Annotated in this window: 16 protein-coding genes, 1 tRNA gene and 1 riboswitch; of the genes, 10 read left to right on the forward strand and 7 right to left on the reverse strand. The window is 68.6% G+C overall.

Annotated elements, in window-relative coordinates; translation table 11 throughout:
- Positions 1-114: 114 nt before the first annotated feature.
- On the forward strand, positions 115-540 hold the full coding sequence (locus A6I89_RS08670; protein WP_005515474.1) for an HIT family protein: 426 nt from the start codon (positions 115-117) through the stop codon (positions 538-540).
- Between the two features lie 4 nt (positions 541-544).
- Here the strand turns inward: A6I89_RS08670 and A6I89_RS08675 are convergent, their stop codons facing one another.
- The gene (locus A6I89_RS08675; RefSeq protein ID WP_005515476.1) at positions 545-1,939 is read right to left on the reverse strand and encodes a sensor histidine kinase; all 1,395 of its coding nucleotides are present in this window, start codon (positions 1,937-1,939) and stop codon (positions 545-547) included.
- Positions 1,940-1,947: 8 nt separating this feature from the next.
- Entirely contained in the window at positions 1,948-2,646 is a 699-nt protein-coding gene (locus A6I89_RS08680) for a response regulator transcription factor (RefSeq protein WP_022594159.1), read from the reverse strand.
- A gap of 127 nt (positions 2,647-2,773) precedes the next feature.
- Positions 2,774-2,835: riboswitch (guanidine-III (ykkC-III) riboswitch) on the forward strand.
- A 15-nt stretch (positions 2,836-2,850) separates the two neighbouring features.
- Here A6I89_RS08680 and A6I89_RS08685 point away from each other — a divergent pair.
- Both A6I89_RS08685 and A6I89_RS08690 read left to right on the forward strand, forming a co-directional pair.
- Positions 2,851-3,165, forward strand: a complete 315-nt coding sequence (locus A6I89_RS08685) for a DMT family transporter (RefSeq protein WP_005515478.1) — start codon at positions 2,851-2,853, stop codon at positions 3,163-3,165.
- A gap of 103 nt (positions 3,166-3,268) precedes the next feature.
- Positions 3,269-4,114: a hypothetical protein gene (locus A6I89_RS08690; protein WP_005515479.1), complete on the forward strand. Its 846-nt coding sequence runs from the start codon at positions 3,269-3,271 to the stop codon at positions 4,112-4,114.
- On the opposite strand, the gene A6I89_RS08695 is transcribed toward A6I89_RS08690, so the two are convergent.
- Positions 4,085-4,801 carry a dienelactone hydrolase family protein gene (locus A6I89_RS08695; protein WP_022594157.1) on the reverse strand — a complete coding sequence of 239 codons (717 nt, stop codon included), beginning with the start codon at positions 4,799-4,801 and terminating at the stop codon, positions 4,085-4,087. The two genes, A6I89_RS08690 and A6I89_RS08695, sit on opposite strands and share 30 nt — an antisense overlap.
- A 236-nt stretch (positions 4,802-5,037) precedes the next feature.
- Here A6I89_RS08695 and A6I89_RS24940 point away from each other — a divergent pair, with 236 nt between their 5' ends.
- Positions 5,038-5,169 (forward strand): hypothetical protein, encoded by a 132-nt coding sequence (locus tag A6I89_RS24940; RefSeq protein ID WP_005515482.1) that lies wholly within the window; start codon positions 5,038-5,040, stop codon positions 5,167-5,169.
- Positions 5,170-5,183: 14 nt separating this feature from the next.
- Here the strand turns inward: A6I89_RS24940 and A6I89_RS08700 are convergent, their stop codons facing one another.
- Complete coding sequence (locus tag A6I89_RS08700) at positions 5,184-5,774, reverse strand: helix-turn-helix domain-containing protein (RefSeq protein ID WP_005515483.1); 591 nt, start codon at positions 5,772-5,774, stop codon at positions 5,184-5,186.
- 55 nt (positions 5,775-5,829) lie between these two features.
- Here A6I89_RS08700 and A6I89_RS08705 point away from each other — a divergent pair, with 55 nt between their 5' ends.
- The 4 genes from A6I89_RS08705 (at position 5,830) to A6I89_RS08720 (ending at position 8,207) form a co-directional block, all read left to right on the forward strand.
- Entirely contained in the window at positions 5,830-6,843 is a 1,014-nt protein-coding gene (locus A6I89_RS08705) for an NAD(P)/FAD-dependent oxidoreductase (protein WP_044990499.1), read from the forward strand.
- Entirely contained in the window at positions 6,840-7,478 is a 639-nt protein-coding gene (locus tag A6I89_RS08710; protein ID WP_022594153.1) for a class I SAM-dependent methyltransferase, read from the forward strand. The genes A6I89_RS08705 and A6I89_RS08710 overlap by 4 nt, the downstream gene beginning before the upstream one ends.
- Before the next feature lie 125 nt (positions 7,479-7,603).
- Positions 7,604-7,789 (forward strand): hypothetical protein, encoded by a 186-nt coding sequence (locus A6I89_RS08715; RefSeq protein WP_005515486.1) that lies wholly within the window; start codon positions 7,604-7,606, stop codon positions 7,787-7,789.
- Between the two features lie 232 nt (positions 7,790-8,021).
- Positions 8,022-8,207: a hypothetical protein gene (locus A6I89_RS08720; RefSeq protein WP_013414902.1), complete on the forward strand. Its 186-nt coding sequence runs from the start codon at positions 8,022-8,024 to the stop codon at positions 8,205-8,207.
- Positions 8,208-8,275: 68 nt separating this feature from the next.
- Here the strand turns inward: A6I89_RS08720 and A6I89_RS08725 are convergent.
- Positions 8,276-8,347: transfer RNA gene (locus tag A6I89_RS08725), tRNA-Thr, on the reverse strand.
- A gap of 83 nt (positions 8,348-8,430) precedes the next feature.
- Between A6I89_RS08725 and A6I89_RS08730 the strand changes: the two genes are divergently transcribed.
- On the forward strand, positions 8,431-8,811 hold the full coding sequence (locus A6I89_RS08730; protein WP_005515489.1) for a hypothetical protein: 381 nt from the start codon (positions 8,431-8,433) through the stop codon (positions 8,809-8,811).
- Position 8,812: 1 nt separating this feature from the next.
- Entirely contained in the window at positions 8,813-10,267 is a 1,455-nt protein-coding gene (locus A6I89_RS08735) for a threonine/serine exporter family protein (protein WP_022594150.1), read from the forward strand.
- A gap of 14 nt (positions 10,268-10,281) precedes the next feature.
- On the opposite strand, the gene A6I89_RS08740 is transcribed toward A6I89_RS08735, so the two are convergent.
- The gene (locus A6I89_RS08740) at positions 10,282-10,515 is read right to left on the reverse strand and encodes an MbtH family protein (protein ID WP_005515491.1); all 234 of its coding nucleotides are present in this window, start codon (positions 10,513-10,515) and stop codon (positions 10,282-10,284) included.
- The gene (locus A6I89_RS08745) at positions 10,512-11,861 is read right to left on the reverse strand and encodes a lysine N(6)-hydroxylase/L-ornithine N(5)-oxygenase family protein (protein WP_060934518.1); all 1,350 of its coding nucleotides are present in this window, start codon (positions 11,859-11,861) and stop codon (positions 10,512-10,514) included. Before A6I89_RS08745 ends, A6I89_RS08740 begins: the two co-directional genes overlap by 4 nt.
- Positions 11,862-11,886 lie beyond the last annotated feature (25 nt).

Raw genomic sequence — 11,886 nt, forward strand, 5'->3', positions numbered from 1 at the left:
GAGATCGCGTGTGTCGTTCCGTGATACTGCGGGGTCACGACGCGTGTCGCGGTTCGGCGGGCGCGCCCCGTGGGCGGAGTACCGGTGGTCGTCGCCGCCACCTATCCTCGCGGTATGCCTTCTGTGTTCAGCGCCATCATCGCCGGAGACCTGCCGGGCCGCTTCGTGTGGGAAGACGAGGACGTCGTCGCGTTCCTCACGATTGCCCCCGTTACGCAGGGCCACACCCTGATCGTGCCGCGCAAGGAGGTGGACCAGTGGCAGGACGTCGACGACGAACTGTTCGACAAGTGCACCGCGGTGTCCCGCAAGGTGGCCCGCGCCGTCCGTCAGGCGTTCGACGCGCCGCGCGCGGGTTTCCTGATCGCGGGTCTCGAGGTGCCGCACCTGCACATGCACGTGTTCCCCGCATACAGCATGGGCAACTTCGACATCAGCGGCGCGGACCCCAACCCGTCCCCGGAGTCGATGGACGAGGCGGCCGCCAGGATCAAGTCGGCCCTGCGTGAACTGGGCCACGGCGAGCACGTGCCCGCCTGACCTGTCACCCTCTCGGCAGACGCACCCGGAAGGTCGCCCCGTTCCCGGGTGCGCTGTCGACGTCGACCGTCCCGCCGTGTGCGGCGACGATCGCCGCGACGATCGACAGTCCGAGTCCGCTGCCGCCGCTGGTCCGCGTGCGCGACGCGTCGGCGCGGTAGAACCGCTCGAACACCCGGGCCGCGTCGCCCTCCGCCAGTCCGGGCCCGGTGTCGGCCACCTCGACGACCGCGTCCGCGCCGTCGGTGCCCACCCGCACCGTGACATCGGCCTCCGCCGGGGTGTGATCGAGGGCGTTCCCCACCAAGTTGCCGACCACCTGCCGCAGCCGGGCGTCGTCGCCCAGCACCTCGGCGGGCGCCGAACCGGGCAGCACTTCCAACATGATTCGCCGCTGCGGGGAGCGGGCCCGCGCATCGTGCACCGCGTCCGCCGCGACCGCGAGCAGATCCACAGGGTGCCGTTCGAACGGCCGCTGCGCATCCATCCGCGCCAGCAGCAGCAGGTCCTCGACGAGCAGTCCCATCCGCTGCGCTTGATCCTCGATCCGGCTCATCACCATCTCGGGGTCCGGCGCCGCTCCCTGCCGGTACAGCTCCGCGAATCCGCGGATGGTGGCGAGCGGAGTCCGCAGTTCGTGACTGGCATCGGCGACGAAGCGGCGCATGCGCTCCTCGGATCGCCGCGCCGACTCCTCCGATGCCGCGGTCGCGGCGAACGCGGTCTGGATCTGCGCGAGCATCCCGTTGAGCGCGGACGACAGACGTCCCACCTCGGTGCGCTGATCCCACTCGGGAACCCGGCGATGCAGATCTCCGGCCGCGATGTCGGCGGCGATCTCTTCCACCTCCCGCAGCGGACGCAGGCTGCGCCGCACCACGAAGTACGTGGCGAACCCGAGCGCGACGAGCACCACCGCGCCGATCCCGATCTGCAGAACCACCAGGCGCTCGACGGTCGCGTCGATGTCGGTGAGCTTCACCGCCACGGTCGTCGTACCCGAAGGCGTCGCCACCGTCAGCTCGCGCCACCGGATGTCCTCGCCACCCACCGATCCCACCGTCACCGGACCTGGATCGTCGCTGATTTCCGGTGTGGCATTGGTGCTCTCGTCGTTGACCTCGAGCCGCACGGTGCCGTCGGGTTCGGTGGTCCGGACATAGAACGCACTCGGTGGCCGGCTCGGCCCCGGCGCGGACACCGGCGGCAGAGGCCACGGATCACGCGGCTTCGCCCACCCGTGCGCGGCGTCGAACAGTTGCCGGTCGGTGCGTTCGATCAGCGAGGACTGCATCGCCGACGTCACGGCGACACCGGACGCCAGCAGCCCGGCCGCCGCCAGCAGCAGCAGCGCCACGACCAGGGTGACCCGCAACGGCAATGCGCGCAGACGACTCATCCGTCCGCCTACCGCGGTTCGCGCATCACGTAGCCGACACCGCGCAATGTGTGGATCAGCCGCGGTTCGGTGGTGTCGATCTTGCGGCGCAGGTACGACACGTACGACTCGACGACACCCACCTCTCCGCCGAAGTCGTAGTTCCATACGTGGTCGAGGATGCGCGGCTTGCTCAGCACGGTGCCGGCGTTGACCATGAAGTAGCGGAGCAGCGTGAACTCGGTGGGCGACAACGACACCGGCTCCCCCGCCTTCCACACCTCGCGGGTGTCGTCGTCCAACTCGAGATCGGCGAAGGTGACGCGGGCCGATTGCTTGTCGTCGGAGTGCCCGGCGCGGCGCAGGATCACGCGCAGCCGGGTCACCACCTCCTCGAGGCTGAACGGCTTCGTGACGTAGTCGTCGGCGCCGATCGTCAGCCCGGTCACCTTGTCCTCCACGGCGTCCCTGGCGGTGAGGAACAGGACGGGTGCGTCGACGCCGTCGGCGCGCAGTCGGCGCAGCATCCCGAACCCGTCCATGCCGGGCATCATCACGTCGAGGATCAGCGCGTCGGGCCGGAAGGCGCGCGCCTTGTCGAGGCCCTCGGCGCCGTTCGTCGCGGTCTCCACCTCGAAGCCCTGGAAGCGAAGACTCACGGACAGCAATTCGACGAGTGAAGGCTCGTCGTCGACGATCAGCACCCGGACCTGCGGCGTTTCACTCACTCCACCAGAATCCCCGATCCACCTGGTCACCGGCTGGACGTTCCCTGGGAGATTCCTGTGAATGGCCCCGAGACACGGTGAGACCGGCCACCACCGGCGGCATCGGTCGGCGAATTCGGTACCCTGGTACCAGTCAGGACGACACCCGGACGAGCACACCGTACCCGGCCAGCGACAAGACGGTGTTGGGAGAGTTGAACCGTCATGGCGTGGATCGTGCTCGTGATTTCCGGTGTGCTCGAAGCCGTCTGGGCGACCGCCCTCGGCAAGTCCGCAGGCTTCAGCCGCCTCACCCCTTCGCTCGTGTTCGGCGTCGGTCTGGTGCTCAGCATGGCCGGGCTGGCGTACGCGATGCGCACCCTGCCGACCGGCACGTCCTATGCGATCTGGGTGGGCATCGGCGCCTCCCTCACCGTCGCGTATGCGATGCTCACCGGCGCCGAGAGCACCTCGATCGTGAAGATCCTGCTCATCCTCGGCATCGTCGGCTGCGTGATCGGGCTGAAGGTTCTGCACTAGGCGCTTCGCGCCCGTGCGCCTTTTTGGTAGCCGGGACAGCCGAAAAGGCGCACGGGTGGCGTAGCCGCCTGTTTGACTGTGTGGCGCAGGTTACAGTTATCGAATGAACCTGGTGTCAGCGATCATGTTCCCGGTCCGGGCCGGTCTCGCCGTCACGGACGCGGCACTCGGGGTGGCCGAGACGGCCCTGGCCACGACGCGGCTGGCACTGTCGAGCACCACCGTCACGAGCGTCGGTGCCGCGACTCTGACCAATTCGCGTGGGCCACTGCAACTGGTGCAGCAGGTGGCCGCGCTCGCGTCCGACGACAGACCGTTGGGACAGGCGCTGCAGCCCGGCGGGCCGCTCGATCGACTGCTCGCACCCGGCGGCGTCGTGGACCGCCTCACCTCCGACGGCGGCACCCTCGAGCGGCTGTTCGAGCCCGGCGGGGCGATCGAGCGGGTGCTCGCTCCCGGCGGCCCGTTGGAGCGGGTGTTGGCCGAGGACGGGCCGGTGGATCGGATCCTGTCGCAGGACGGCCCGCTCGAACGTCTGCTCGCGCCGGGCGGGCTGCTCGACCGCCTCACCGCCGAGGACGGCCCGCTCGAGCGTCTCACCGCCGAGGACGGCGCGGTCGAACGGTTGACCAAGAAGGACGGCATCGTCGACAAGGCCCTGGCCGAGAACGGCATCCTCGACACGCTGCTTGCCGAGGACGGCGCCTTCGAGCGTCTGATCGCGGAGGGCGGTCCGCTCGACCAGATCGTCGCGCTGTCCGAGACGCTCACCGCCCTCGCCCCGAACCTACAGCGGATGAGTGCGAGCATCGACTTGTTGCAGGAGACCGTCGGCGTGCTCAGCGCCGCCGTCGGACCGCTCGGTGATCTGGCCGGACGCCTGCCGGGCCGCTGGCTCAAGAGTGGGCGGGGCCCGGACCTACCCCTCGGCCCCGCCGGACAGGTGTGAACCGAAGAACCCGAACACCCGACGCCAGGCGTCCTGCGAGGTCGCGTCGTCGTAGCCCATCCCCGTGACGCGCAGCAGTTGTCCGGTGTAGCGGCCGGTCCCGAGGCGGTTGGCGAAACTGTGCCCGACGCCGGGATAGGTCTGTACGTCGTGTTCGACGCCGAGGCGGGTCAGTGCGGAGTCGAGCTTGCGGCCGGCGCCCCGCAGCATCGGGTCCCGTGCGCCGTAGCTTCCGACGATCGGGCACGACCCGCCGAGCGCCTCCTCGATGTCGCGCGGCAGCGGCCCGTAGAACGGCGCCGCCGCGTCGAATCCCTCCGGGGCCAGCACGAGGGCGAATCCGCCGCCCATGCAGAAGCCGATGACGCCCACCCGGCCGGTGCAGTCGGGGCGGGCCACCAGCAGGTCGCGGGCGGACAGCAGATCGTCGACGGCCCGGCCGCGGCGCCGAATCAGATCTCGGAACGTCCCGACCACGCACCGAGTGCGTCCGCCACGGGTGTACAGGTCCGGCGTCAGCGTCAGATACCCGTGTGCGGCCACCCGAGCGGTGATGTCGCGGATGTCGCGCCCGATACCGAGCGCATCGTGGACCACCACGACGCCGGGCCACGGGCCGGTTCCGTCCGGTGTCTCGAGGACCGCGTCGATCGGGCCCTGGCCGGTCGGAACACTCACCATCGACATGCTCGAAGACTAGGACCTTTCGTCCCTGTCCCACCCGCCATCGGTAACGATTCGACAGCCTTTCGAGCCCGTTCATTCCGGTTGGGTAACCAAGTCGCCGACGACCGCCCGGGCAGGGTTTTCGTGGCTAGCCTGACGTTGGCGCCGATGTTCCGCGACGGATGCGGCGCCGCCGGATATCCAGCGCCGCAGGCGCCGGACGGCCCCAGTACCTGAAAGGGCACGGAAGCAGTCGAATGAACACCATCTCCAACACTCGCCAGACCACCGCGAACGGAATCCGCACCGGATCCATCAGCACCGAAGAGATCAAGTCGCGCATCGCGGCAATGTTCGGAGACGCCCCCGCCGCCCACCAGGAGAAGTGAGGCCGGCCCCCTGTTCAGTCCCGCGCCGGGCGCGCGCGTATATGGGCGCGTTCGCCCTGGCGGCCGAACAACCCCAGGAATTCGACCGGCTCCTCGTCCGCCGACCCGAACCAGTGCGGTACGCGAGTGTCGAACTCCGCCGCCTCACCCGGCAGCATCACGATGTCCCGTTCCCCGAGGACGAGTCGCAGCTTGCCGTTGAGGACGTAGAGCCACTCGTACCCCTCGTGCACCCGTAGGTCCGGTACCTGCGGGCCGCGCGCCCCGGGGATCACGTGCTTGTACGCCTGGATGCCGCCGGGCCGGCGGGTGAGCGGCACGATCGTCTTTCCGCCCCGCGTGATCGGTTTCAGGTGAATTCGCGGGTCGCCGGTCTCCGGCGCCCCCACCAGTTCGTCGAGTGGCACGCCATACGCCCTCGCCAGCGGCAACAGCAGTTCCAGGTTCGGTTTCCGCTGGCCGGCCTCCAGCCGCGACAGCGTGCTCACCGAGATCCCCGTGTCGGCCGCGAGGTCGGACAGCGTCGTGCCCCGCTGCTGGCGCAGCGCCCGCAGCCGCGGACCCACCGCGTCGAGGATCCGGTCCATGTCGTCTGCGTCGTCCATCACCCCAGCTTGCCACTTCGGCAACAAAGGTTGCGGGTTTCGCGACGCCGTCGGCATGGTGGTCACCGAACGAACGACGGGGAGGATCAAGGTGAGCGAACAACTTTCCAACGGGTACGACGTCGTGGTGGTCGGTGGCGGCGCCGCGGGTCTCGAGGGTGCGCTGATGCTCGCGCGCTCGCGACGGTCCGTGCTGGTGATCGACGCCGGCGAGCCGCGCAATGAGCCGGCCGAAGGCGTCCACGGATTCCTGTCCCGGGACGGCATCGCGCCCGCGGACCTGACCCGCCTCGGGGCCGACGAGGTCCGGCGCTACGGCGGCGAGATCGCCGACGGGGCCGTCTCCGACATCCGACGCGTCGACGACGGATTCTCGGTCGTGCTCGCGGACGGCCGTAGCGTCGACGCCCGGCGCGTGCTGGTGACGACCGGCCTCACCGACGAACTGCCGGACGTCCCCGGAGTGCGCGAGCGGTGGGGACGCGACGTCCTGCACTGCCCGTACTGCCACGGCTGGGAGATCAACGACGAACCGGTCGGCGTCCTCGGAACGGGACCGATGAGCGTGCACCAGGCTCTCATGTTCCGGCAGTGGACCGACGACGTGACGCTGTTCCTGCACACCGCCCCGCAGCCGACCGACGACGAGCGCGAGCAACTCGCGGCCCGCGGGATCCGAATCGTCACCGGCCGGGTCGCCGAGCTGGTGATCGACGACGACCGCCTCGCGGGGGTACGCCTCGACGACGGCACGGTCGTGGACCGCCGAGCACTGGTGGTGGCGCCGCGGTTCGTAGCCCGCGTCGACGCACTGACCTCGCTCGGCGTCGAGACCGAACTCGAGCCGATGAGTGGTGGCCGGTTCGTACCGTCCGACTGGTCGGGGCTGACGAAGGTGCCCGGCCTGTGGGTCGCCGGCAACGTCACCGACGTCAAGGCGCAGGTGCTGGCGGCCGCCGCCGGCGCCGCGACGGCCGCCGTCGCCATCAACAACGACCTCATCGCCGAAGACACCGCACGCGCTGTGGCGGAACGCCGCGCGCAGAACGAGAAGGGACCCCAGAGATGACCGACCTGCCCGAGGTGCTGGACCAGGAGTTCTGGAACGAGCGCTACCGCTCGAGCCACCGTCTGTGGAGCGGCAACCCCAACGCGAACCTCGTGAACGAGGCGTCGGAACTGACGCCCGGCACGGCACTCGACGTGGGCTGCGGCGAGGGCGCCGACGCCATCTGGCTGGCCCGCCGTGGCTGGACGGTGCACGGCATCGACCTGTCGAGCGTCGCGATCGAGCGGGCCGCCGAGCACGCTGCCGAAGCCGGCGACGGCATCGCCGACCGGGTGACGTGGGAGGCCGCCGACCTACTCGAATGGGACCCGGGCACCACGCGGTACGACCTGGTGACGTCGCAGTACGTGCACCTGCCGTCGGGCGAGCGGGAGGTCCTCTACTCCCGCCTCGCCGAACTGGTCGCCCCCGGCGGCACGCTGCTGATCGTCGGCCATCACCCGTCGGATCTGGAGTCCGGCGTCCCGCGCCCGCCCCGGCCGGAGCTGTTCTTCACGCCCGACGAGGTCGTGGCATTGCTCGACCCACAAGCGTGGACGGTGGACACGGCCGAGTCGGTTTCACGCACCGTCACCCACGACGACCACGAGATGACCATCCACGACAGCGTGGTCCGCGCCCGCCGCACCGCCTGACCCCGCCACCAGGTAGCCGTCGGGACCAACACAGGTAGTCGAACAGGTAGTTTTCACGTGGCCCGCGTACCCCTCGGAGAGAGAACCTGGAGTAGTCACATCGGCACTACTTCGAGGAGCAGACCATGTTGCGCCGCGGACGCAAGACGCTCGTCTCGCTCGACAGCGGGGACTGGTGCCTCGGCCGCATCGTCGGAAAGCGTCGCTGCGAATCCGGCGTCCGAGTCCAACTCCTCGAGCACGACGCGGACGGGAAGGTGCCGACCTTCACCGTCGCCGCCGCGAACGGCGGCAACGGCTTCGCCCTCTGAGGTCGGGCCGTAACTCGTTGCCTGACAACAGTCTCGGAACACGACGTCGACCCTCTCGCCCGAATTCGGGGCGGGAGGGTCGACACTGTTGCGCCGTCCGGTGCGGTGCAGGCCGGAGCCCCCACGCCGAACACAGGTAGTCGAACGGGTAATTCTGACGTGGTCTGCGTACCCCGTGCGAGAGAACCTGGAGTAGTCACACCGGCACGACATACTTCGGAGGAGAACGACCATGATGCGGCGTGGACGTAAGACCCTGATTTCGCTCGACAGCGGAAACTGGTGCTTCGGCCGCATCGTCGGCAAGCGTCGCTGCGAATCCGGCGTCCGCGTCCAACTGCTGAAGCACGACGCCGACGAGAAGGTCCCGACGTTCACTGTGGCGGCCGCGAACAGTGGTGACGGCTTCGCGCTCTGAACGCGAGTACGGGCATTCGCACCGAAAAATCCCCTCACCGGTGAACGGCGAGGGGATTCGTTTTTCGGAGCCCCCTGTCAGGATTGAACTGACGACCGCTCGCTTACAAGGCGAGTGCTCTACCACTGAGCTAAGGAGGCAGTGGAGCGCGCCCATCATATCCATAGCCCACAGTGGTGCGCGTAACCGTGCCGCCGCCGTCCGCTTTCGTTAGCGTTGTCTCATGCGTATCTCGGAGATCGCCACGATCCTCGCGTGGCACGACGCTCTCAACTCGTCCGACATCGACACGCTGCTGGCGGTCTCGAGCGACGACATCGAACTGGCCGGTTCGGAAGGGGCCGCGCAGGGCCTCACCGCTCTACGCGAGTGGGCCACGACGGCCGCCCCTACACTGGTTCCCGGCCGGATGTTCATGCACGACGGCGTCGTCGTCGTCGAGGAACAGGCCACCTGGTCGTCCGAGCCGGACGTGACCAAATCCGTCGCCACCGCTTTCCGCGTGGTTCACGACCAGGTGACTGCCGTCTTCCGGCACGACACTCTCGAAGAGGCACTGGAGGCCACCGATCTCAGCGAGAAGGATCTCGTCACCGACGTCTGACATGCGCAGGTTCGCAGCATCGCTCGGCAGTCTCGTCAAGGACCGCCGGGCGACGGCCGACACGGTCACCGCCGCGCCGACCCCGCTGCAGCCGATCGATCTCACCGACGACGCGCGGGTCGCCGAAGTTCTCGACCTCGCGGTCCGCGTCGGTGAGGTGCTGCTGGCGTCCGGCACGTCGGCGATCGACACCGCGACGCAGGTGAAGTTCATCGCCGCGACGTACGGACTGGCGCAGTGCGACGTGGACGTCACGTACAACTCGATCGTCGTGTCGGCGCATCGTGGCCCGTTGATTCCGCCGGCGAGCACGATGCGGATCGTGCACTACCGGTCGATGGACTTCACGCGTCTCGCGGCCGCCGACCGGCTCACCCGCCGGATCCGGCTCGAGGCGATCACCCCGGCGCAGGCGCACGCCGCGCTCGACGCGATCGTCTCCGCGCCGCACCCCTACAACCGGTGGATCGCCACCCTCGGCTGGGCAGGCCTGGCGGCTGCGGTCGCGGTGCTGCTCGGCGGTGGGCCGCTGATCATCGCGGTCTCGTTCTTCACCACCGTCGTGATCGACCGCGTCAATCGGGTGCTCAACCGCTTCGGGTTGCCGTACTTCTTCCAGCAGATGATGGGCGGCCTGATCGCGGCCGCGCCGGCGACAGCGCTCTACATGGTCCAGGACCAATTGGGTGTGACGATCCGGCCGTCCCAGATCATCGCGGCCGGTGTCGTCGTGCTGCTGTCCGGGTTGTCGCTGGTGGGCTCCGTGCAGGACGCGATCACCGGCGCCCCCATCACCGCGGCCGCCAGATTCTTCGAGGTGGTGATGATGACCGGCGGCATCATCGCCGGTGTCGCGTTGCCGCTGCGGGTCGCCTCGGCACTGGGCGCGGACCTTCCGGTCATCAGCAACGAGGCGCAACCCGATCTGACGCAGCTGCCCCTGAAGGTGATCGCGGGCGCGCTGGCGTCGATGTTCTACGCGCTCGCGTGCTACGCCGAGCGGCGCGCGCTCACCGCCGCCGGGCTGGGCGGTGCCGCGGGTCTGCTGTTCTTCGTGCTCGCCCAGAGCCTGGGCATCGGACCGGTGATCTCGTCGGCGATCGCCGCGACCGTGATCGGTTTCGCGGGTGGTCTGATGGCGCGCCGCGCGCTGACCCCGCCGCTGGTCGTGGCCGTCGCGGGCATCACGCCGCTGTTGCCGGGCCTGTCCCTGTACCGGGGCCTGTACGCGATGTTGAACAACGACGTGATCATCGGGCTGACGGCACTGTTGGCCGCGTTCGGTATCGGCTGCGCGTTGGCCGCCGGTGTCACCCTGGGCGAATGGGGCGCGCGGACGCTGCGCCGCCCGCCGCGAATGCGCCGAAACACGACGCTGCGCCGCCCGAGATTCGGACGGCGCAGCGTGGTGATGAGCAATTCTGGGGCCGGCTCCGTCACTCCGAAAGTGAGTTAGTCGGCCCGGAAAGCTTATTCTGCGGCGTTCTTCTGATCCTGCTCCATGGCCTCACGCAGACTCTTCGGCCGCATGTCGGTCCAATTCTTCTCGACGTATTCCACGCATGCCTGGCGCGAATCCTCACCGAAAACGATCCTCCAGCCCTGCGGGACCTCGGAGAACGTAGGCCACAGGGAGTGCTGGTCCTCATCGTTGACCAGCACGTAGAAGCGGCCGTCTTCGTCGTCGAACGGATTGGTGCTCATCTAACCTCGCTTGTCGCGTACGGGTTGTCTGCAGTCAGCCTAGCAAGGTGACCGCTGATATCTCGGTGAGCGAGAATCGAATCGAGAATCTCTCCTGCGCGCACCGCGACATTGGACAGCAGGGACGCCGTCAGTCCGTGAGTCTTCTCGGTACCACCCTGCAGGTAGATCCCCCCACGGACGCCCGGACCCGCCTCCAGTCGGTAGTCGCGGCCCACCCCACGATCGTTACCGATGTGGGGCAGCGAGTCGCCGAAGAGCGAGTCGAGCGGAGTCGGGACAAATCCGGTAGCCAGGACCAATGCGTCACACATGAGCGTGTCGGTGAGCCCGTCGAGCGCGCTGTACACCGACACTTCGATGCCGTCGTCGCTCTCGCTGACGCCGCTGATCTCCGACGCCCGCCGCATGAACAGCCGCCGCTCGCCGCGCACCCGCTCCTGGTACTCGGTGGCGTACAGCTCGTTGATCAGTTCGATGTCGACACACGAATAGTTGGTGCTGCGGTGCAGTTCGAGCAGACGTGCGCGTTCCGCGGCGGGTGCGGCGTGCAGTTCGTCCACTGTGCCCGGATCGAAGATGCGGTTGGCGTACGGGCTGTCGTCGGCGGGGCTGAATCCGAACCGCGAGAAGACGCTGTGCACCTCGGCCCGCGGGTACTTGGCGTGCAGGTACTGCACCACCTCGGCCGCGCTCTGGCCGGCGCCGAGCACCGCGAAGCGCTGATGCTCCGGCTCCGGCATCTCGGCGAGGCGGAACAGGAACTGATGGTTGTGGAAGCACCGCGACGACGGAGTCGCCCACTCGGGCAGGCGTTCCCGCAGTCCGGCACCGACCACGACATTCCGGGCACGTACGGTGCGACCGTCCGCGAGCACGACCTCGAAGCTCTCGACGGCACCGCCTTCGTCGACCCCCTCCACCGAGGCGACCGTGGTGCCGTAGTCGACATCGGCGTCGACCTTTGCGGCCGCCCACTGCAGATAGTCCTGGAACTCCACCCGGGTGGGGAAGAAGGTCTGGTGGTTGACGAAATCGACGAGGCGGCCGCGCTCGTGCAGGTAGGAGAAGAAGGTGTAGCCACTACGGGGGTTCCGGAACGTGACCAGGTCCTTGGGGAAGGCGATCTGCATGGTCGCGCCGTCGAGCACCATGCCCTGATGCCAGCCGAACGCCTGCTGCTTCTCGAAGAAGCGGGCACGGACCCGGTCGGCCGGCGCGCAGTCGGCGTTGTGCTCCTCGATCGCGATCGCGAGGTTCGACGGCCCGAACCCGATCCCGATCAGGTCGAGCGTCTCCTCCGACCCGAGCGAGTTCTCGCTCGCCGTCCGCTGACTTTCAGTCATCGCTCATGTCCGTCCTCGTGGCACC

Source organism: Prescottella equi, assembly GCF_002094305.1.
Classification (GTDB): Bacteria; Actinomycetota; Actinomycetes; order Mycobacteriales; family Mycobacteriaceae; genus Prescottella; species Prescottella equi.

Bases quoted from the DNA above. Each gene is read 5' to 3' on its own strand.
- A6I89_RS08670 (WP_005515474.1), top strand. From the start codon at position 115: ATGCCTTCTGTGTTCAGCGCCATCATCGCCGGAGACCTGCCGGGCCGC.
- A6I89_RS08675 (WP_005515476.1), bottom strand. From the start codon at position 1,939: ATGAGTCGTCTGCGCGCATTGCCGTTGCGGGTCACCCTGGTCGTGGCG.
- A6I89_RS08685 (WP_005515478.1), top strand. From the start codon at position 2,851: ATGGCGTGGATCGTGCTCGTGATTTCCGGTGTGCTCGAAGCCGTCTGG.
- A6I89_RS08690 (WP_005515479.1), top strand. From the start codon at position 3,269: ATGAACCTGGTGTCAGCGATCATGTTCCCGGTCCGGGCCGGTCTCGCC.
- A6I89_RS08695 (WP_022594157.1), bottom strand. From the start codon at position 4,801: ATGTCGATGGTGAGTGTTCCGACCGGCCAGGGCCCGATCGACGCGGTC.
- A6I89_RS24940 (WP_005515482.1), top strand. From the start codon at position 5,038: ATGAACACCATCTCCAACACTCGCCAGACCACCGCGAACGGAATCCGC.
- A6I89_RS08700 (WP_005515483.1), bottom strand. From the start codon at position 5,774: ATGGACGACGCAGACGACATGGACCGGATCCTCGACGCGGTGGGTCCG.
- A6I89_RS08705 (WP_044990499.1), top strand. From the start codon at position 5,830: ATGGTGGTCACCGAACGAACGACGGGGAGGATCAAGGTGAGCGAACAA.
- A6I89_RS08710 (WP_022594153.1), top strand. From the start codon at position 6,840: ATGACCGACCTGCCCGAGGTGCTGGACCAGGAGTTCTGGAACGAGCGC.
- A6I89_RS08715 (WP_005515486.1), top strand. From the start codon at position 7,604: ATGTTGCGCCGCGGACGCAAGACGCTCGTCTCGCTCGACAGCGGGGAC.
- A6I89_RS08720 (WP_013414902.1), top strand. From the start codon at position 8,022: ATGATGCGGCGTGGACGTAAGACCCTGATTTCGCTCGACAGCGGAAAC.
- A6I89_RS08730 (WP_005515489.1), top strand. From the start codon at position 8,431: ATGCGTATCTCGGAGATCGCCACGATCCTCGCGTGGCACGACGCTCTC.
- A6I89_RS08735 (WP_022594150.1), top strand. From the start codon at position 8,813: ATGCGCAGGTTCGCAGCATCGCTCGGCAGTCTCGTCAAGGACCGCCGG.
- A6I89_RS08740 (WP_005515491.1), bottom strand. From the start codon at position 10,515: ATGAGCACCAATCCGTTCGACGACGAAGACGGCCGCTTCTACGTGCTG.
- A6I89_RS08745 (WP_060934518.1), bottom strand. From the start codon at position 11,861: ATGACTGAAAGTCAGCGGACGGCGAGCGAGAACTCGCTCGGGTCGGAG.